This window comes from Pseudanabaena sp. BC1403 (assembly GCF_002914585.1).
In the GTDB taxonomy this organism is placed as follows: Bacteria; Cyanobacteriota; Cyanobacteriia; order Pseudanabaenales; family Pseudanabaenaceae; genus Pseudanabaena.
Genome location: NZ_PDDM01000009.1, coordinates 50,048 through 67,883 on the forward strand (window position 1 = coordinate 50,048; position 17,836 = coordinate 67,883).

Below are 17,836 nucleotides of genomic sequence, written 5' to 3' on the forward strand. Positions count from 1 at the left end.
CGCCCTACTATCGATCCAAAGACGGATTCTACGTTGACTTGGACAGATCCTAGACCGCTTGCGTTAAGATTAGTTAATTAAATCATTCGTTCTTGGCAAAATCGTCTAGGAACACCTCTATTGATGGAGCAGTAGTAGTGAAAAGCAATAATAAAAACGACAATAATAATAAAAAGTGGAAAAATTTTGGTTTATACGCACTGCTTGGCATTGTCGTCATTACCTTAGGAACAACCCTGCTCGATAGTCAGCCAGCCACACAAGGCGAATGGCGCTATAGCAAGCTAATCGAAGAAGTCAGAAAGAAACCAGCAGGTGTCTCCAGAATCACCCTTAGTCCTGATCGCTCTTTTGCGGAAGTAACTGTCCCTGGTGGGCCAGAAGGTAAGAAAAAAGTTCGAGTAAATCTTCCTAACGACCCTGAGTTTACTAAAACTGTTAGAGAAAACAACATTGAACTAGATGTCGCCCCCCGTCGTACCGATGGCGCTTTAGTGCAAACCTTGAGCAGTTTGATTTTGCCAATTTTGCTATTAGTCGGTTTGTTTTTCCTACTACGTCGTGCTCAATCTGGACCTGGCAACCAAGCCATGAACTTTGGTAAGTCCCGCGCTCGTGTGCAAATGGAGCCTCAAACCCAAGTTACATTTACCGATGTTGCTGGTATTGAGCAAGCCAAATTTGAACTTACTGAAGTTGTTGACTTCCTCAAAAACCCTGATCGCTTCACTGCTGTCGGCGCAAAGATTCCCAAAGGCGTATTGCTAGTTGGTCCCCCTGGTACTGGTAAAACCTTGCTAGCCCGTGCGGTTGCAGGTGAAGCTGGCGTACCATTCTTTAGCATCTCTGGTTCTGAATTTGTGGAAATGTTCGTTGGTGTGGGCGCATCCCGTGTGCGTGACCTATTCGAGCAAGCAAAGGCTAATGCACCTTGTATCGTCTTCATCGATGAAATTGATGCGGTCGGTCGTCAGCGTGGCGCTGGGCTTGGTGGTGGTAACGATGAGCGCGAGCAAACCTTGAACCAATTGCTTACTGAAATGGATGGCTTTGAAGGTAACACAGGTATCATCATTGTCGCGGCAACTAACCGTCCTGATGTCCTTGATGCGGCTCTATTACGTCCAGGTCGTTTCGATCGCCAAGTTGTGGTCGATCGCCCCGACTTCGCAGGTCGTTTGGAAATTCTCGGAGTCCATGCACGCGGCAAAACCTTATCGAAGGATGTCGATCTTGAAAAGATTGCCCGTCGTACCCCAGGTTTCACTGGTGCTGACCTTTCTAACTTGTTGAACGAAGCTGCTATTCTCGCTGCTCGCCGTAACTTGACCGAAATCTCTATGGATGAAATCAATGATGCTGTAGATCGCGTCTTGGTTGGTCCAGAGAAGAAAGATCGCGTCATGAGCGAAAAGCGTAAAGAATTAGTTGCTTACCATGAAGCTGGACATGCTCTGGTTGGAGCATTGATGCCCGACTATGACGCAATCCAAAAGGTGACGATCATTCCTCGCGGTCGTGCTGGTGGTTTGACATGGTTCTTGCCTACTGAAGAAAGAATGCAAAGCCGCGCCTATTTGCAAAACCAGATGGCAGTTGCCCTCGGTGGTCGCATCGCTGAAGAAATCGTCTTTGGTGATGAAGAAGTTACTACTGGTGCATCTAGCGATCTTCAACAAGTTGCTTCCACTGCTCGACAAATGGTAATGCGTTTTGGCATGAGCGAGAAGCTTGGTCCAGTTGCACTTGGTCGTTCCAATGGCAATATGTTCCTCGGTCGTGACATTGCTGCTGAGCGTGATTTTTCCGAAGAAACCGCAGCTACTATCGATGAAGAAGTTGGCATTTTGGTGGCTGATGCTTACCGTCGCGCCAAGCAACTTCTTGTTGATAACCGTCATGTTCTCGATAAGATTGCCCATGATTTGATTGAACGCGAAACTGTTGATGCTGAAGAGCTTCAGCAGATTCTTGAAACTAGCGACTTGAAGTTAGCGGCAGCACTTTAAGAATAAGAAGGCGCTTTGCGTCGTCGTAATTCTGTGGTAACAAAAAAGCCTTGCTCAGCAAGGCTTTTTTTAATTGTTTTTTATGAGAGCGCGAGGCGCTACAAGTTTATGATGATCTTAGATAGCATTGTCCCGTTTGGCCGATCGCAAAAAGAATATGAATTGATGTTTGCGCTGTCGGAAAGCGATCGCACTAAATCGATCATTGGCATTGGTGATGGGCCAGCAAGCTTTAATGCCGAAATGAACGCCGCTGGTTTGACCGTCATTTCCATTGATCCGATTTATCAATTTACGGGCGAAGAAATCAAGAGTCGCTTTGATGCTTGTGTTGATAGCATTATCGAACAGGTGCGCAATACACCGAATAATTGGATCTGGAGCTACCACAAATCCCCAGAAGATTTACGCGCCAATCGCGAAAAAGCGATTTCTCTATTTCTCGAAGATTACGATCGCGGCAAAATCGAAGGTAGATATCATAACGCTGAATTACCCAAACTAGATTTTCAAGATAAGCAATTTCAGCTTGCTCTATGTTCACATTTTCTATTTCTCTATTCTGAGCATCTCAGTTTTGAGTTCCATTTAGACTCAATTCGTGAGCTATGCCGCATTGCTGAAGAAGTAAGAATATTTCCACTATTAACTCTTGCCCAAGCGCGATCGCCCTACATCGATGAGATATCTAGCACATTAGCCAAAGAAGGAATTAGCTCGGAAATCATCCAAGTTCCCTACGAGTTACAAAAAGGCGGTAATCAAGCGATCATCTTTCGGTCATAAAAAAGGCTCGCCATGCGAGCCTTTTTTATTGATTAATGCGGAACGGGGGACTTGAACCCCCAAGTCTTTCAACACATGTACCTGAAACATGCGCGTCTACCAATTCCGCCAGTTCCGCAATTTGGATGTTAGCTAGATTAATTGGTTTCTAACTGGCAGTTATTAAGTCTGCTGTAAAAATTGCACAATGTCAATAATTATTAAACCCAAAAATGTTGTGGCGGGCGCAGCCCGCCACAACATTTTTGGGTTTAATAATTGTTTTGTGTCATAATCTACAGTAAAGCGATGGGAATACCGCCCTATAGGGCTAGCGATTTTTCCTGTAATCTTGTATCTTAGATTTGTAACAAAGAAGACTGAACTCAAACAGCAAATTAAAACTATGACACTGCGTTTAGGCGATACCGTACCCGATTTTACTCAAGACTCCACCGAAGGCGTAATTAACTTCCATGACTGGATCGGCGATAAATGGGCGATTCTATTTTCTCACCCCAAAGATTTCACCCCTGTTTGCACTACCGAGCTAGGAACCGTTGCTAAGCTCAAGCCAGAATTCGATAAGCGCAATATTAAGGCGATCGCCTTGAGCGTCGATGGCGTTGAGTCCCATAAAGGATGGGTTGGAGATATTGAAGAAACTCAAAATGCTACCCTTAACTACCCGATTCTTGCTGATGAAGACAAAAAAGTTTCCGAACTTTATGACATGATTCACCCCAACTCGGCAACAGGTAATACCTTGACCGTGCGATCGGTGTTTATCATTGACTCCAACAAGAAACTTCGCCTCAGCTTGACCTATCCTGCTAGCACAGGTCGTAACTTTGACGAGATCTTGCGCGTGATTGACTCGCTACAACTTACCGACAACTATAGTGTTGCGACACCTGCTAACTGGAAAGATGGTGATGATTGTGTGATTGTGCCTTCAGTTTCCAACGAAGAAGCTAAGACCAAATTCCCTAAAGGTTTCAATCCGATCAAGCCATATTTGCGTATGACTCCTCAGCCAAACAAATAATACCAAAACAAAAAATAGCAATGCCATTTTTTGTTTTAAAACCCAGTGAGGGTTTTGAATTTTTAAAATGGCATTGCTACTTTGAGAATTGGTATATCAAGGAGCTTAAGCTTCTTGAATAAAAATAAAAAAGGCTTGCTTAGCAAGCCTTTTTTATTTTTTTACCAGCTTTCGTCTTCGACAGCCGTTTTATCCCAAATTTCTAAATCTAGCTCTTCTAGATAAATGATTCCGCTTTGAATCTGCTGTGTTGTTCCAGTAAGCTCCAAGGTAAACCAGCCGTCATCTTCTGGACTTTCGCCAAGAAGTGCGGCAATAATGGTCACCGTTAATCCATGTTCACAAGAGAGGCGAGAAATGATTGGTTCCCCGAAGCAGCTTCTCGGTACGCGCATAGCAATGCGTGTAGTCGTTCGTCGCTTTTCCTCAATATTTATTGGTGCTCTGGAATCGATACATTCCGCCGCTAGCATTGAAGTTTCTCCAGTGCAAATGTCTTGATGATTTGACATTTAACATCATAGCTAAAGTTTTACGGAATTGGAAGTGACTCAGGTCACTAAATCTGTAAAACGTATAAATTCACACTATAGTCAACAGCCATGAGTAGTAATACCCAAACAACTTACGATCGCATTTATGAAATTGTCCGACAAATTCCCCAAGGACGAGTTGCGACCTATGGGCAAGTTGCGGAACTGGCAAGTTTGGCTGGAAAAGCGCGTTTAGTTGGCTATGCTCTCTATCGAGTTGATATGAAAACTTCAGGGATTCCTTGGCAGCGTGTGGTGAATGCTAAGGGTGAAATTTCACTTTCGCCTTTGCGATTTGGTACGGACTATTTGCAGCGATCGCTATTGGAAAACGAAGGAATTAGCTTTAATGATGCAGGCAAGATTGATCTGCGAAAATATCTATGGCAACCAAACCTCAATAGTTTTGTTAAATCTATTGCTTAGCAATAGATTTAACAAAACTATTGAATTTTCACTTAAGCGTAAAGCGCCGTAGAATGCGGCAATGAACACTATGACTACTGCGACTCTACTTGTTTCTTGTCCTGACCAAAAAGGCTTAGTGGCAAAAATTTCAGACTGGGTGTTTTCCCATGATGGCAACATTCTCCATGCTGATCAACATTCGGATAGTACGGCTGGGCTATTTTTGATGCGGGTTGAGTGGGAGTTAGATACTTTTGATCTCAAAAGGGAAGAAATTGCTCCGACTTTCGAGAAATTGGCAACCGAAATTAAAGCAAAATGGAGCATTCAGTTTTCTGATTACGTGCGCCGCATTGCCATTTTTGTCTCGAAACAAGATCATTGTCTATATGACTTGATTTTGCGGCAGCGATCACATGAACTATCGGCTGTGATCCCTGTAGTAATTAGCAATCATCCTGATTTAGAAAAGGTCGCGCATAACTTTGGGATTAATTACCATCACATTGCGATCGCGCCTGAGAATAAGTTGGAGCAGGAAAAACAGCAACTAGCAATTTTAAAGCAGTACCAAATTGACTTAGTGGTTCTCGCAAAATATATGCAGGTTTTGAGCCCCGAATTCCTCTCTCAGTTCTCGAAGGTCATTAATATTCACCATTCATTCTTGCCAGCCTTTGCAGGTGCAAATCCTTATCATCGCGCCTATAAGCGAGGTGTAAAAATTATTGGTGCGACTGCTCATTATGTGACCGATGAACTTGATGAGGGGCCAATTATCGAGCAGGATGTGATTCGGGTTTCGCACCGTGATTCGGTTACGGATCTGATTCGCAAAGGCAAAGACTTAGAGCGGATTGTGTTAGCCAGAGCCGTCAGACAACATTTAGAAAACCGTGTATTAATTTATGGACAATCGGCAAGCTCAGGTTTGGGGCTGAGAACTGTTGTATTTGATTAAGCTGTAAACCAAGCAAATGTGTTGCAAAGCAATGCATTTGCTATCCATAGGCAATGATTTTGAGCTATGTTAATACAAATATACTTTTAATAAAGTTTTTCAAAATTTGAAATCAAGGTTTAACAAAATGACAGCAAGGCTACAGTTAACACGCGGCGTTGATGAAGAAGCAACAGACGTAAAGATTACAAGATCTAAAGATGGAGATACCAGTGTTGCTGTGTTTATCTTCGATGTGCCTAACTGTATGACTGGCGAAAATGCGTCCACTAACGAGATTTTAGGGATGTATATGATTGATGAAGAAGGTGAGATGATTACCCGTAATGTCAACGCCAAATTTATCAATGGTAAGCCTGCGGGTATCGAAGCAATCCATAAAATCGAGGGCGATCGCGATTGGCAACGTTTTTTGAGATTTATGAATCGTTATGCTGAGTCAAATGGCATGACGCTCAACAAACCTGCTTAAATTTGGTGATTTCTCATTTAAGATTTACCCAATCCAAAAAGAATAATGGCGGCGCTTCGCGCCGCCATTATTCTTTTTTGGATGCTTCTGGATTGATGTAATCGCAAAAGATGTTGATACCTACTTTGAGAATATAGAGAACGACGACGGTTGCGATCGCAGGATCAATGGGAAAACCAACTGAGTGAACGACGGAAACAATTAATCCTGTGAGTAATGGAGCGCTAGTAGGATTTTTGTTATATTCTTTGACTTGATTTTGAAAGCCTTCTTTGCCACAAAGTTCTTGACGGAAGACGGTGACTGTAGATTGCCAAAGTTTGGTTTTGTCGAAGTCCTGTTGTCCATGTTGTTCTGTCCATAGCTCCTCAAAGCTCTTTTCAAGATCGCCATTAGTTTCGTTTAGCAGGTTTAAGGTCTTTTGAGCAGGGGCATAGTCTTGCAAAAGTTGGCTAATGTTTTGGATTTCGGTTGCAGTTAGTTGAGTAGTCATAATTTTTAGAATGTGTGAGATAAAGCGCGATCGCTCACCATTGAATCATAGCTATAACTGTGGCTCTATTCCCGCAGCGCGAAGTTGTGTCATCAAGGTTTCAACTTTCTGGCGTTCCTGCTCGGAGGTTTCCCAGCCTGTCAGTAGTAGATTACCAGATGAGTCCCACCAACGCAGCCAAGGCAAATCTAGGTTTTGATAGATTCCTTGCCAAATGCCAAGTTCTACGCCCAGTCCATCAATGGGATAATGTCCGCGCTCATTGGCAGCAACTAATTCAAATTTATTGGCTACATGGCGATATAACTCAATGTTCGATTTCTCTACTTCGTAAATACCGTAAAAAGCAGGACGAATCACTTGCTCATAGATGAAGAATTTACCGACCCAAGGTGTGCGATCGCGTTCTTCTTTACCACTACCTGAGACAAATTCTAGAACAATCAAAGGGGCAATGAATTCTTGCCAAAGCACATAGGAACGGCGGGGTTTTCCATCGAGGTTGGGAGGTACATTCGGCACATAAAACCAATCAGGCGCTTCTGCACCTTTTTCGGGTGGTTCGGTCATGCGCCAATAGATTCCTGAATCTTGCCCGATCGCATACTGCCCGTCAGGATGCTGTTTTTGTAAATGTGGCTCAATGGAGTCGGTCAGTAAAATACTTTGTGGGTGTTCTTGAAAGTTTTTCACAAATGTACCGTCAGAGTCTGGAAGTTGTGTATGGTCTGGCAGGATGACAGGATTGGTAGACGGATCTAAGGTGAAGGTCATATTATTTATGCACTTTTTTCAAATTAACTAACTTGCTAGGGCGAGAGTACGAACGCTAAAGATTTGGTTGGATTGTAATGGAATAACCCAAGACTTAGGAATAGCAACAATATGAATGGACTCACCCAATGCGTTGAATACTTCCAAAATACAGCCTTCTTCTTGATTGTGAGGATGGGGTACAAAGTCGATTAGTGTGGCGATATCGCCTTTTTTTAGTTGATATTCTGGCAGATCGTGGTTCAGATAAACTTGTTGATATAGTTCGAGATTCATGATTTTCTCTCCTTGTATGGTTTCAGGGTAATAAATTGAAACTTTTGATCCAATTAGTAAACTTCGTCATGTGTGCCAATTGTCTCTAAAAGAATTGCCTGTGATTCTTCATGTTCTACAAACTTAAAAATAATTCTCAAATCATATCCGCCACTACATGACCATGATTCTAGAAATCCTCCTTTTAGTTTATGAGTTCTTAAACGAGGGTGAAATGGATCGGTTGACAGTAGTTCTAAAGTGTTTTGAATATTTGAGGCTAATTCTGGTTGTTTTTTTAGGGTTTTTCGAGCCGCACGGACAAAGGCGTTGGAGCGCAATAGTACATACTTCACGCGAGAAGTTCCTCCATGAGTTGTGATGGTGTTACGGGTTTACATTCTCCTAGTGCAAATTCTTGTTGAGCTTCTTGTACGTCTTGAATTAGTTCGGCTCTGCGTCTGTCGCGTAGTCGATTTTGCAAAATCCGAATCAAGTCTTCTTGATCTTCTAATTGAAGGCGATCGGCTGCTTCTAAAATTTTAGTAAAGGTCGTTTCGGGGATGGTGGTCATGTTTTTGGACAGCTAAACACTTGAATTTATTATACTTCAGCTAAATCGCGATAAATATCATCATCCATTTTTTCCTTTTTCCTTTTTAATTTTGCCTTGATAAGATCGCCTGTTGATAGTTTTGTCGCGCTTCTCCATATTCTCGCAATTCTTGGGCAACAGTTCCCAACTGGTGGTATGTGCGGGCTTGGGAGTAACGATCGCCAAATTCGATCTTGATCGAGATCGCCTGTTGATAGTTTTGCCGCGCTTCTCCATATTCTCGCAATTCATCAAATTTTAAGTTGACTCTAACTTTTGTCGAACTTCCTCAATAGTTATTCCTAAAACCTGAGAAATCTCTTCTAATAGGCTCTGGTCTTGGGTGGCTTGATAAAGTCGAGAGAGATTAGGAATAGAATAGGTTTGTATGTTGTATTCATCCTTAAATTTGTGACAAATCCGCAAAGCTTGTAAGAAATTATTTTTTGCTTCTGGAAACTCTTCTAATTCTTCCGCAACGCGACCTAAACCTTCATAGGTAATGGCTTGGGAATAGCGATCACCAAATTCGATCAAGATCGAGAGAGCCTGCTGATAGTTTTGTCTTGCTTCTCCATATTCTCGCAAATCTTGAGCTACATAACCCAAATTGTGGTATGTGCTGGCTTGATAGTAGCGATCGCCAAATTCGATATAGATTGCGAGAGCCTGTTGATAGTTTTGTCTTGCTTCTTCATATTCTCGCAATTCTTGAGCGACGATTCCCAAATTTTGGTATGTGCTGGCTTGGGAGTAGCGATCACCAAATTCGATTTTGATCGCAAGAGCCTGTTGATAGTTTTGCCGCGCTTCTCCATATTCTCGCAATTTTTCGGCGACTCTGCCCAACTGGTGGTATGTGCTGGCTTGGGAGTAGCGATTACCAAATTCGATCTTGATTGCGAGAGCCTGTTGATAGTTTTGCCGCGCTTCTCCATATTCTCGCAATTCTTCGGCTACCCTTCCCAACTGGTGGTAGGTGATGGCTTGGGAGTAGAGATCGCCAAATTCGATCTTGATTGCGAGAGCCTGTTGATAGTTTTGCCGCGCTTCTTCATATTCTCGCAATTCTAGTGCAACAGTTCCCAACTGGTGGTAGGTGATGGCTTGGGAGTAGCGATCGCCAAATTCGATATAGATTGCGAGAGCCTGTTGATAGTTTTGTCTTGCTTCTTCATATTCTCGCAATTCTTGAGCGACGATTCCCAAATTTTGGTATGTGCTGGCTTGGGAGTAGCGATCTCCAAATTCAATATAGATTGCGAGAGCCTGTTGATAGTTTTGCCGCGCTTCTTCATATTCTCGCAATTCTAGGGCAACAGTTCCCAATTCTTGGTAGGTGCTGGCTTGGGTGTGGCGATCTCCAAATTCGATAAAGATCGCGAGAGCCTGTTGATAGTTTTGCCGCGCTTCTCCATATTCTCGCAATTCTCTGGCTAAGATTCCCAACTGGTGGTAGGTGAGAGCTTGGGAGTAGCGATCGCCAAATTCGATTTTGATCTCCAGAGCCTGTTGATAGTTTTGCCGCGCTTCTCCATATTCTCGCAATTCTTGGGCTAACCTTCCCAACTCGTGGTAGGTGCTGGCTTGGGAGTAGCGATCGCCAAATTCGATATCGATCGCGAGAGCCTGTTGATAGTTTTGCCGCGCTTCTCCATATTCTCGCAAATCTTTGGCTACTGCTCCTAAATTATTGTAGGTGCTGGCACTCCAAATCTTCTTGTCTTTTTCTTCTGTTTCTTTTAGAACTTTATAAGACTCTAAGGCTTTCTCATAATAAATCTTTGCTTGTTGGTATTGCTTAGTTTCTTGATACCTGCTAGCAAGGGTGTGAAGGGCAAAGCCAATCTGATAACCATATTCACCTTCTCTTATTCTAGTTGAGTAGGATTCCTGTGCTTTACAAACAAATTCTGATAGTTTGAGATTGCTTTGAATATCGTTAATAACTTCAAAATATTCATCCAAACAGAAGAAAATATCAATAGTTTCTTGATTAGCCAAACAAGTTTGCAGCGCATTGTAGAGATTTTCGTATTCCAATCGACAAAGGAAGATCCCTATCTGACGTTGTTGCGGATCTTTGGATTTCATTAACTGATTGTAGTAAGCTGAACCAATTTGATAGTGATTCTTAAACCCCTCTTGCAGTGCCTTACGAGGTGGTTCATCCAAACTTGCTAACTTAGTTTTTAGGAAATAGGGGAAAATCGGTTGAATTGTCAGCAGACGATTTGCCTCATCCATTCCTTCCAATAAACCCCAATTAATCGCCTCCTGAATCGCCGCATCAAAATTCGCAAAGTCATAATCCTGAAACGATTCTAACTTTTGTAATTCTTCTGCATACTTGGGAATCGCATCTCGACTAATAAACCCTGTAAACGGAGCGAGACAAATCAATAACCTTTGAGCATCGGGCGACAAATTACTGTGGGAATATTCCACACACTTCAAAATACTCTTGGTTTTATCCTCACTCCCACTATCCAAATCAAAATCCGCCGCCTGCAACGCCTCCAAAACCTGCGAAGGCGATTGACCTTTCAGATTGGGCAACACCACCTCCAGCGCCAACGGATACCCCGCCAACACCTTCATTAACCTTGTAAACTCAGGATCGGCTTCGATCGCCTTCACCCTCTGCGGCACATGACGCGCCAAAATCCTTTGCGCCAACAGCGTCCTTGCCTCTTGGTCTAGCCCCCGCAACCCATACACATTTTGCTGAAAAGTCGCCGCCTTCAGCCAATCCTCACCACAGCGCGACCCAAAAACTACCCGCGTCTTGCCCCCCGCCAACTTCTTCAGAAAATCTCGCAACTTCACCTGTTCAGCTTGCGGCAAAGTATTCGGAATCGCCAAGGGTTCCCCCGTCACCGACTCCAAATTATCCAAGATCAACACATGACCCGCACCCCGCAACAGCGCCACCATCTTCGGCACTTGCGCCGCCTGACTCATCGCCTGAAACCTACCCATCTCAAAGCGGTCATACAGCCTCTGTCCCAACGCAAATAAAATCTGCTCTAGCGTCCAAGCCCGCTCATCGTAACCAAAATAGAAAATCTGCTCCCCCTTCTCACCATCTGCAAAATGCGTCTTCTCCCACCATTCCCGCAAAAAATTTAACAGCGTCGTCTTACCCGTACCGCCCATCCCCTGCAACAGCAGCATATTGTGCCGCGCCAACGCCTTCTCAATCCTGAGAATATCCAAATCTCGCCCCACAAACTCATACTCAGGCTGCACAAACTGAAACGCCCGACCCAACGACTCAAAATAAGCCTCCTCTTCTCGCGCCGTAAACTCCCGCAAATTCAAATCCACCTGCTGCGTGCCATACACCACAGGCAACAACCAATCCTCCAACGGAATTGCATAATTAAAATAAGCACTCCGTTCCTTCTGGTTAAACAACTCGCGCCGCCCCAACCGCACCGCATCTTCCAATAGCTTCTTATTGAAAATCTGCTCATACACCGCCGCCATCATCACCTTCGCCGCCGTCACCGTCACGCTATAGCCCATCGCCACTACCATCTGCATACCCGCCGCCATCAGCAGACTACCAAGACTCGTCTCGCGATAGTTCTCTACTAACCCAGTCTCCGTTCCCAACTGTTTCCCCGACTGACAAGCATTCAGCATACAGACAGGAATCCGCTTTCCCGTCAGCAAATCCGCCAACTCCGTCGCCTCCACTAAGTCCTCTTCGCCATCCTCATTCCCCTCCAATACTAAAAATGCCTTCACGCCGCTATAGGCTGCAATCTGAGTCCTGCCATACCGTTGCTTAAAGGTCAGTGCATCCGCTCCCGCCTTATTCTCGACATTGCACTGGTCATAGGTCAACAAAGCCCCATGACAATCAAAATGAATCATGTGATAATGACCTGCTCCCCTATCTTCCAAATGCCTTGACAAACCCTCAAAGGTGGCAGGACGCAACAAATCGATCTTCACAGGCAACTGACTATTGCCCAAAGCCTCAATCAAAGGACGCGAAATCACCCGATAAGCCACATCGTTTTTAGAAGGTCGCGCCGTCACCATCAACACATTCAGTGTCGGCGACTGATTTACCGCCGCCATCACCGCCGTTGGTCTGGTACTTTTTCGCACCATCACACAATCAACTGCCAAGGGGTACGGCAACTCCGCATCTCGCATCGCCTCCCAATGCCAAGCCTGAAACTCTGGATTGATTGCCTCAATCTCAAACCGCAAAGTCCCCAGATTGTCCCTTAATCGCAAATAGTCAGCATAAGCCTTTCTGTCCGCAAAAATCTGATCAAACAACCGCGTGCCATATTCCCTGATACTCGCCGCCACATCCGCTGCCCTAGTCGTATCCAGCATCGGAAACCGCAACCACTGCTCGAAATACCACTCCAGCCGAGCCTCCTCCGACTTCAAAAAAGGATCGCTAATCTTGATATTTGGATAATCGCGACCATCAATCCGCAAAGTGGCAAGAAAGCCATCATCCACCTGTTGCTCTTCACGAATCGTAATTACAGGCATAACCCCTCGATGATCAGCAGTGACATCTAATAATCATATAAGTTCTTACGCAAAATAAATTACCCAAACCCGTAAAGTTGTGCCCCGCAGTGGTGCAACTTTACGGGTTTGGATGTGTAATCAATTATGACTAGCTACTTATACCAATTCACAAAAGTGTGACAACACCTCTGTGAATTAAAAAGCAAACCCCGTAAGGGTTTTAAAAACACAAAGTGGTGTAGTCACTTTGTGTTTTGGTATTACCTAGCTGCCCAGTGCTTCGGCTTTTGCAAGATGCATTTTATCTAGCCACTCAATCAGGCTATCAAGCTGTTTGTCATGGGATAGTGAGCCTAATCCTCTTACTGTGACATTACCTTGACTATAAACAAAGCGTGACTGCAAATGGCTTGGTAAATGCTGATGGAGTAATTTCCATGCAGGTTCCTCCATCTTCGACTCTAGGACAACATGTTGTTTGCCTTCAGGCTTGATCCGCGAGAAGCCAATTCTCTTAGCGATTAATTTTAATTCCATTACTTTGAGAAGTTGCATCGCAGGAGCAGGAACCTTCCCATAGCAATCTTGCCAATCTTCGATGATTTGAGCAAGTTCGCGGCGTGAAGTCACCGAAGAAACGGCGCGATATGCACTCATTTTGCGATCGCCGTCGGGAATATACTCGGCAGGGATAAAGGCGGTAATCGGCAAATCGATCTGCGTATCATCGACTTCAGGAATCTCTGAGCCACGTATTTCCGCGATCGCTTCTTGCAGCATCTCCATGTAAAGATCAAAGCCAATCGTGTTGATTTGTCCAGACTGTTCCGCACCTAAGAGATTACCCACACCGCGAATCTCCATATCGCGCATTGCTAATTGATAGCCTGATCCTAGATGCGTAAATTCCTGAATCGCTTTAAGCCGCTTGCGTGCAACATCGGTTAGTTCACCCTTTTCTTGATAAAACAACCATGCATGGGCTTGAATGCCAGCCCGACCGACGCGACCGCGCAATTGATAGAGTTGTGCAAGTCCAAATCTTTGGGCATCTTCGATGATGATCGTGTTCACGCGCGGAATATCTAGCCCTGATTCAATAATTGTGGTGCAAATCATCATGTCTGATTCGCCACTGCTAAAGCTGAGCATGGTTGACTCTAGTTCGGATTCTGGCATCTGTCCATGTGCGATCGCCATTCGTACCGATGGCAACATTTCATGAACTCGCGCCGAGACTTCCTCAATATCATCAATGCGCGACACCACATAAAAAATCTGTCCACCGCGATCGAGTTCTTGACGGATGGCAGCTCGCACTAGTTCAAGGTTATAGCGGGAGAGATGGGTCATAATTGAGCGCCTTGATGGTGGCGGTGTGGTAATCAGACTCATTTCGCGCACCCCAGACATCGCCATATATAAGGTTCTCGGAATTGGCGTAGCTGAGAGGGTGAGCACATCAACTTCCGTTTTCATGGTTTTGATTTTCTCTTTTTGGGCAACTCCGAAACGTTGCTCTTCATCAATTACTAATAATCCTAAATCTTTAAATTCCACATCTTTAGATAGAAGTTGATGCGTTCCTACAACAATATCTAGTTCACCAGTTTTGAGCTTGCGACAGATTTCTTTTTTCTCAGATGTAGTGCGGAAACGATTGAGAAGAGCAATATTAACTGGATAGGCAGCATAACGTTCTTGTAAACTGTGATAATGCTGTTGTGCGAGAATAGTCGTTGGCACGAGTAAAGCAGCTTGTTTACCAGTTGTCACAGCTTTAAAAATTGTGCGAATAGCGACTTCAGTTTTCCCAAATCCCACATCACCGCAAACGAGTCGATCCATTGGACGACAACTTTCCATATCTTGTTTGACATCTTGAGTTGCTTTAAGTTGATCTGGTGTCGCCTGATAGGGAAAAGAATCTTCCATCTCCTGCTGCCAAGGGTTATCGGGCGGGAAAGCATATCCCACCTGTTGCGATCGCTTAGCATAAAGTTCTAATAAATCAAAAGCAATCTTTTTAATTGCTTTCTTTGCTTTAGCAGTAGTGTTTGTCCATGTTTTGCCCGTCATCTTGTGCAGCTCTGGTCTGCCCTCATTCATCCCCCGATAACGTGACAGGATCGACATCTGATCGACTACTACGCGCAACAATCCATCAGCATATTTCAAGACTAAATATTCACGGGTTTCATTATTTAGGGTCAGCTTCTCTAATTTGATGAATTGACCCACGCCGTGATTTTTGTGGACGACGTAATCACCTGCGGAAAGTTTATTTAAATCAACTTGTTTAGAAACTGCGCGTCTACGTTTGCGAACATAGTTGGGAGTGCCAAGAGCGTGCTGTCCAAAAAATTCGCGATCGCTGATCACCACAATTCTATAAGTAGGCAGCACAAAACCTTGGATTTCGGCAATGCCTGAATATTTCAAAGCAACGGCGATGCGCAGGTTATGGGTTTTCTCGATCGCAGGATAATCGCGGACATTAGGAATAAATTGGGCTTGGCAATCATGCTCTTGCAGGAGGGCAACCGTGCGGGAAGGTTGAGCCGAAACGAGAATGATTTTATATTTCTGTTCGCGATAGTCACGGATTGTTTGGGCAAGTTTGCCAAACTGATGGGGAATTGCAGGAATTGAACGGCTGGACATATTCACGCCGCGATTTTCTTCGGCTAGTTCAAATAGTTCGAGGCGATCAAATTTTTGGATTTGTTCTAGACATTCTGCAAAGGAGTGGTGGAGTTTCCCCTCGCCCTTAGAGGATAGAGGAGCAATTTCCTCCGCAGATTCATACCAGCGATCGCAATGCGCTTGACATTGATCGATTTCATCGATTACCACTAAGCATTGCTCTGATTTAGGCAAATAGTCCAATAGAGAAGCCGTAGAACTAGGATGAACAGCAAACCCTTGAGTAGTGAATTCATCATCAAGATCGCGATCGTTTTGTGGCAATTGACCGAGAATATGCCCATAGCTAATCGGCGCTAATAAAACTGAAGCAATGCTATCAAGTGGTCTTTGAGTAGAAGGCTCGAATTCGCGAATACGTTCTATTTCATCGCCAAACCAGTCAATCCGCACGGGCATTTCACTGGAAACAGGGAAAATATCAATAATATCGCCACGCCTTCCCCAATGTCCTTCTGTTTCGACCGTTGATGTATATTCATAGCCCATCAGAGTCAATTTCTCTGCTATATCCTTCAGTTTTATCTCTGAACCAACTTCTAAGGATAGACAATATTCTTTAAATTCTTCAGGGCTTGGTAAATGTGGCTGGAGGGCGCGATCGGTGGCGACGATCGCTACTTTTTTCTTGTCACCTTCTTGCTCGTCCCACTTCGTCAAGTCCGCCAAAACCTGCATCTGTCCCCAAATGATCTCCGATTCTGGCGTATAGGATTCGTAGGGTAATACGTCGGAGGTGGGATAAAAATGCACAGTCTGCCAACCCATTGTTTCTAGTTGTACCGACCAGCGCCCCGCTTCTTCAAGCGTAGCGGCGATGACTAACATCAGTCTTTCTTGCTTTTGGCTCAGGGTAGAGCTAACGATGCCTTTACCCACTCGTGATAAGCCCGAAAGAATGAGTTGATGCGAACGTGCCAGTTTACTCTCTAGTTCATCAGTGAGAGGCGATCGGATTAATGAACGAATTACAGAGGAAAATGGCATGGTCTAGATAGTGAAATTAGCGAATTTACAAATGCGATCGGTGGCACTTATTACTAAGTCTAGCAACAATTAGGGTTTGATATGTTCACGCAATTCCCAAGTATAGCAATGTAAATATTGTTTTGGGTTTGAGTTGTCCCACCTAATTCGAGCATTGCTATAAATATTTCTGACTGCATGACAGTAGAGTATATTAGGCAAATCTGTAAAATTTTACTAAGACTATGAGTGATTTATCCACTGTAATCTCTATAGTTCCTAGACTTCCCAAGGCAATTGATGGCGTTGGCGATTATGCTTTAAATTTAGCTCGTCAGCTTCGTAAGGATTTTAATATTCAAACTCAATTTATTGTTGGCAATCCTGAATGGAAAGGGGAATTAGAACTTGAGGGATTTCCTATTAATCAAGTTGTAGATAGCAGCTCTGATCAACTTACGTCTTTTTTAGAAGGCGATCGCACCTCGCCAGTTCTATTACATTATGTGGGTTATGGCTATGCCAATCGCGGTTGTCCAGTCTGGTTGATTAAGGGTTTACAGCGTTGGAAAAATTTGTATCCAGATCGCATACTTGTTACCATGTTCCATGAACTTTATGCATCTGGAACTCCACCTTGGACGAGTTCCTTTTGGCTTTCACCACTACAAAAAAAATTAGTCACAAGATTAGCAAAATTAAGCGATCGCTGCATTACCAGCAACCAAGATTATGCTGAATCATTATACAGATTAAATCTAAATCCAAAAAAAGCGATCGTGACTCTGCCCATATTTTCTACCATTGGCGAGCCAAACTATCTTCCATCGCCATTGGAACGCACAAAAAGATTAGTAGTATTTGGACATAAAAATAGTAGAAAGCAAGTTTATCAACAATGTTTAGTAGAGTTAGAGCAAATTTCCCAAAGTCTGAATATTGAAGAAATTTATGATATCGGTGCTTCCACTGGTTTAACATTATCAGATATTATTAGTATTCCTATCTTAGAAAAAGGAATTATTGAAGCTTCAGAAATCAGAGAAATATTCAAAGACTCTCTGGTTGGTTTTTTGAACTTTCCTCCACCTAAATATCTGGCAAAATCTTCGGTTTTTGCTACTTACTGCGCCCATGGATTAATCCCCTGTATGGTTCATGCTAGTGCAACGCCAATAGATGGTCTAGAAATGAATAAGCATTATTTTTCGACTATTTACAAAAGCAACAAATTATCGTTAGAGGCAGGATATGAAATAGCTAATCATGCCCATGCTTGGTACGAGACGCATAACTTGTCTGCACAAGCCAAAATATTTACTAAGTACCTAAATCATTAGAA

At 43.7% G+C, this 17,836-nt stretch carries 15 protein-coding genes, 1 tRNA gene and 1 pseudogene; 7 read left to right on the forward strand and 10 right to left on the reverse strand.

Annotated features, from left to right (window positions below):
* Positions 1-137: 137 nt before the first annotated feature.
* Positions 138-2,009: an ATP-dependent zinc metalloprotease FtsH gene (gene ftsH / locus CQ839_RS10100; RefSeq protein WP_103668156.1), complete on the forward strand. Its 1,872-nt coding sequence runs from the start codon at positions 138-140 to the stop codon at positions 2,007-2,009.
* A gap of 108 nt (positions 2,010-2,117) precedes the next feature.
* Positions 2,118-2,795: an SAM-dependent methyltransferase gene (locus CQ839_RS10105; RefSeq protein WP_103668157.1), complete on the forward strand. Its 678-nt coding sequence runs from the start codon at positions 2,118-2,120 to the stop codon at positions 2,793-2,795.
* Positions 2,796-2,831: 36 nt separating this feature from the next.
* Here CQ839_RS10105 and CQ839_RS10110 read toward each other — a convergent pair.
* Positions 2,832-2,913: transfer RNA gene (locus tag CQ839_RS10110), tRNA-Leu, on the reverse strand.
* Positions 2,914-3,180: 267 nt separating this feature from the next.
* On the opposite strand from CQ839_RS10110, the gene CQ839_RS10115 reads away from it, so the two are divergent.
* Positions 3,181-3,822 carry a peroxiredoxin gene (locus tag CQ839_RS10115; protein WP_103668158.1) on the forward strand — a complete coding sequence of 214 codons (642 nt, stop codon included), beginning with the start codon at positions 3,181-3,183 and terminating at the stop codon, positions 3,820-3,822.
* Positions 3,823-3,983: 161 nt separating this feature from the next.
* Here CQ839_RS10115 and CQ839_RS10120 read toward each other — a convergent pair whose 3' ends face one another.
* Positions 3,984-4,334: an NIL domain-containing protein gene (locus CQ839_RS10120; RefSeq protein WP_258040690.1), complete on the reverse strand. Its 351-nt coding sequence runs from the start codon at positions 4,332-4,334 to the stop codon at positions 3,984-3,986.
* A gap of 90 nt (positions 4,335-4,424) precedes the next feature.
* Between CQ839_RS10120 and CQ839_RS10125 the strand changes: the two genes are divergently transcribed.
* The 3 genes from CQ839_RS10125 to psb28 all read left to right on the forward strand — a co-directional run bounded on the left by CQ839_RS10125 (position 4,425) and on the right by psb28 (position 6,196).
* Positions 4,425-4,781 (forward strand): MGMT family protein, encoded by a 357-nt coding sequence (locus CQ839_RS10125; RefSeq protein ID WP_103668159.1) that lies wholly within the window; start codon positions 4,425-4,427, stop codon positions 4,779-4,781.
* 70 nt (positions 4,782-4,851) lie between these two features.
* Positions 4,852-5,724: a formyltetrahydrofolate deformylase gene (purU, locus tag CQ839_RS10130; RefSeq protein WP_103668160.1), complete on the forward strand. Its 873-nt coding sequence runs from the start codon at positions 4,852-4,854 to the stop codon at positions 5,722-5,724.
* 127 nt (positions 5,725-5,851) lie between these two features.
* Entirely contained in the window at positions 5,852-6,196 is a 345-nt protein-coding gene (gene psb28, locus CQ839_RS10135; RefSeq protein WP_103668161.1) for a photosystem II reaction center protein Psb28, read from the forward strand.
* Positions 6,197-6,263: 67 nt separating this feature from the next.
* Here the strand turns inward: psb28 and CQ839_RS10140 are convergent, their stop codons facing one another.
* The 8 genes and pseudogenes from CQ839_RS10140 to mfd all read right to left on the reverse strand — a co-directional run bounded on the left by CQ839_RS10140 (position 6,264) and on the right by mfd (position 16,515).
* Positions 6,264-6,689 carry a hypothetical protein gene (locus tag CQ839_RS10140; protein ID WP_103668162.1) on the reverse strand — a complete coding sequence of 142 codons (426 nt, stop codon included), beginning with the start codon at positions 6,687-6,689 and terminating at the stop codon, positions 6,264-6,266.
* 51 nt (positions 6,690-6,740) lie between these two features.
* Positions 6,741-7,463, reverse strand: coding sequence for a Uma2 family endonuclease (locus CQ839_RS10145; RefSeq protein ID WP_103668163.1), 723 nt, complete (start codon positions 7,461-7,463; stop codon positions 6,741-6,743).
* Positions 7,464-7,490: 27 nt separating this feature from the next.
* The gene (locus CQ839_RS10150) at positions 7,491-7,739 is read right to left on the reverse strand and encodes a DUF4926 domain-containing protein (protein ID WP_103668164.1); all 249 of its coding nucleotides are present in this window, start codon (positions 7,737-7,739) and stop codon (positions 7,491-7,493) included.
* A gap of 53 nt (positions 7,740-7,792) precedes the next feature.
* Positions 7,793-8,074, reverse strand: coding sequence for a plasmid stabilization protein (locus CQ839_RS10155; protein WP_103668165.1), 282 nt, complete (start codon positions 8,072-8,074; stop codon positions 7,793-7,795).
* On the reverse strand, positions 8,071-8,292 hold the full coding sequence (locus tag CQ839_RS10160; protein WP_103668166.1) for a hypothetical protein: 222 nt from the start codon (positions 8,290-8,292) through the stop codon (positions 8,071-8,073). Before CQ839_RS10160 ends, CQ839_RS10155 begins: the two co-directional genes overlap by 4 nt.
* Before the next feature lie 103 nt (positions 8,293-8,395).
* A pseudogene (locus CQ839_RS10165) lies at positions 8,396-8,563 on the reverse strand (tetratricopeptide repeat protein); the annotation flags it as partial.
* An 8-nt stretch (positions 8,564-8,571) separates the two neighbouring features.
* The gene (locus CQ839_RS10170) at positions 8,572-12,840 is read right to left on the reverse strand and encodes a tetratricopeptide repeat protein (RefSeq protein ID WP_103668168.1); all 4,269 of its coding nucleotides are present in this window, start codon (positions 12,838-12,840) and stop codon (positions 8,572-8,574) included.
* A gap of 246 nt (positions 12,841-13,086) precedes the next feature.
* Positions 13,087-16,515, reverse strand: a complete 3,429-nt coding sequence (mfd, locus tag CQ839_RS10175; protein WP_103668169.1) for a transcription-repair coupling factor — start codon at positions 16,513-16,515, stop codon at positions 13,087-13,089.
* Between the two features lie 224 nt (positions 16,516-16,739).
* Here mfd and CQ839_RS10180 point away from each other — a divergent pair, with 224 nt between their 5' ends.
* Positions 16,740-17,834: a hypothetical protein gene (locus CQ839_RS10180; RefSeq protein WP_103668170.1), complete on the forward strand. Its 1,095-nt coding sequence runs from the start codon at positions 16,740-16,742 to the stop codon at positions 17,832-17,834.
* Positions 17,835-17,836 lie beyond the last annotated feature (2 nt).

Bases quoted from the DNA above. Each gene is read 5' to 3' on its own strand.
- CQ839_RS10115 (WP_103668158.1), top strand. From the start codon at position 3,181: ATGACACTGCGTTTAGGCGATACCGTACCCGATTTTACTCAAGACTCC.
- purU (WP_103668160.1), top strand. From the start codon at position 4,852: ATGACTACTGCGACTCTACTTGTTTCTTGTCCTGACCAAAAAGGCTTA.
- CQ839_RS10160 (WP_103668166.1), bottom strand. From the start codon at position 8,292: ATGACCACCATCCCCGAAACGACCTTTACTAAAATTTTAGAAGCAGCC.
- CQ839_RS10125 (WP_103668159.1), top strand. From the start codon at position 4,425: ATGAGTAGTAATACCCAAACAACTTACGATCGCATTTATGAAATTGTC.
- CQ839_RS10140 (WP_103668162.1), bottom strand. From the start codon at position 6,689: ATGACTACTCAACTAACTGCAACCGAAATCCAAAACATTAGCCAACTT.
- CQ839_RS10170 (WP_103668168.1), bottom strand. From the start codon at position 12,840: ATGCCTGTAATTACGATTCGTGAAGAGCAACAGGTGGATGATGGCTTT.
- mfd (WP_103668169.1), bottom strand. From the start codon at position 16,515: ATGCCATTTTCCTCTGTAATTCGTTCATTAATCCGATCGCCTCTCACT.
- CQ839_RS10120 (WP_258040690.1), bottom strand. From the start codon at position 4,334: ATGTCAAATCATCAAGACATTTGCACTGGAGAAACTTCAATGCTAGCG.
- CQ839_RS10145 (WP_103668163.1), bottom strand. From the start codon at position 7,463: ATGACCTTCACCTTAGATCCGTCTACCAATCCTGTCATCCTGCCAGAC.
- CQ839_RS10150 (WP_103668164.1), bottom strand. From the start codon at position 7,739: ATGAATCTCGAACTATATCAACAAGTTTATCTGAACCACGATCTGCCA.
- CQ839_RS10180 (WP_103668170.1), top strand. From the start codon at position 16,740: ATGAGTGATTTATCCACTGTAATCTCTATAGTTCCTAGACTTCCCAAG.
- psb28 (WP_103668161.1), top strand. From the start codon at position 5,852: ATGACAGCAAGGCTACAGTTAACACGCGGCGTTGATGAAGAAGCAACA.
- CQ839_RS10105 (WP_103668157.1), top strand. From the start codon at position 2,118: ATGATGATCTTAGATAGCATTGTCCCGTTTGGCCGATCGCAAAAAGAA.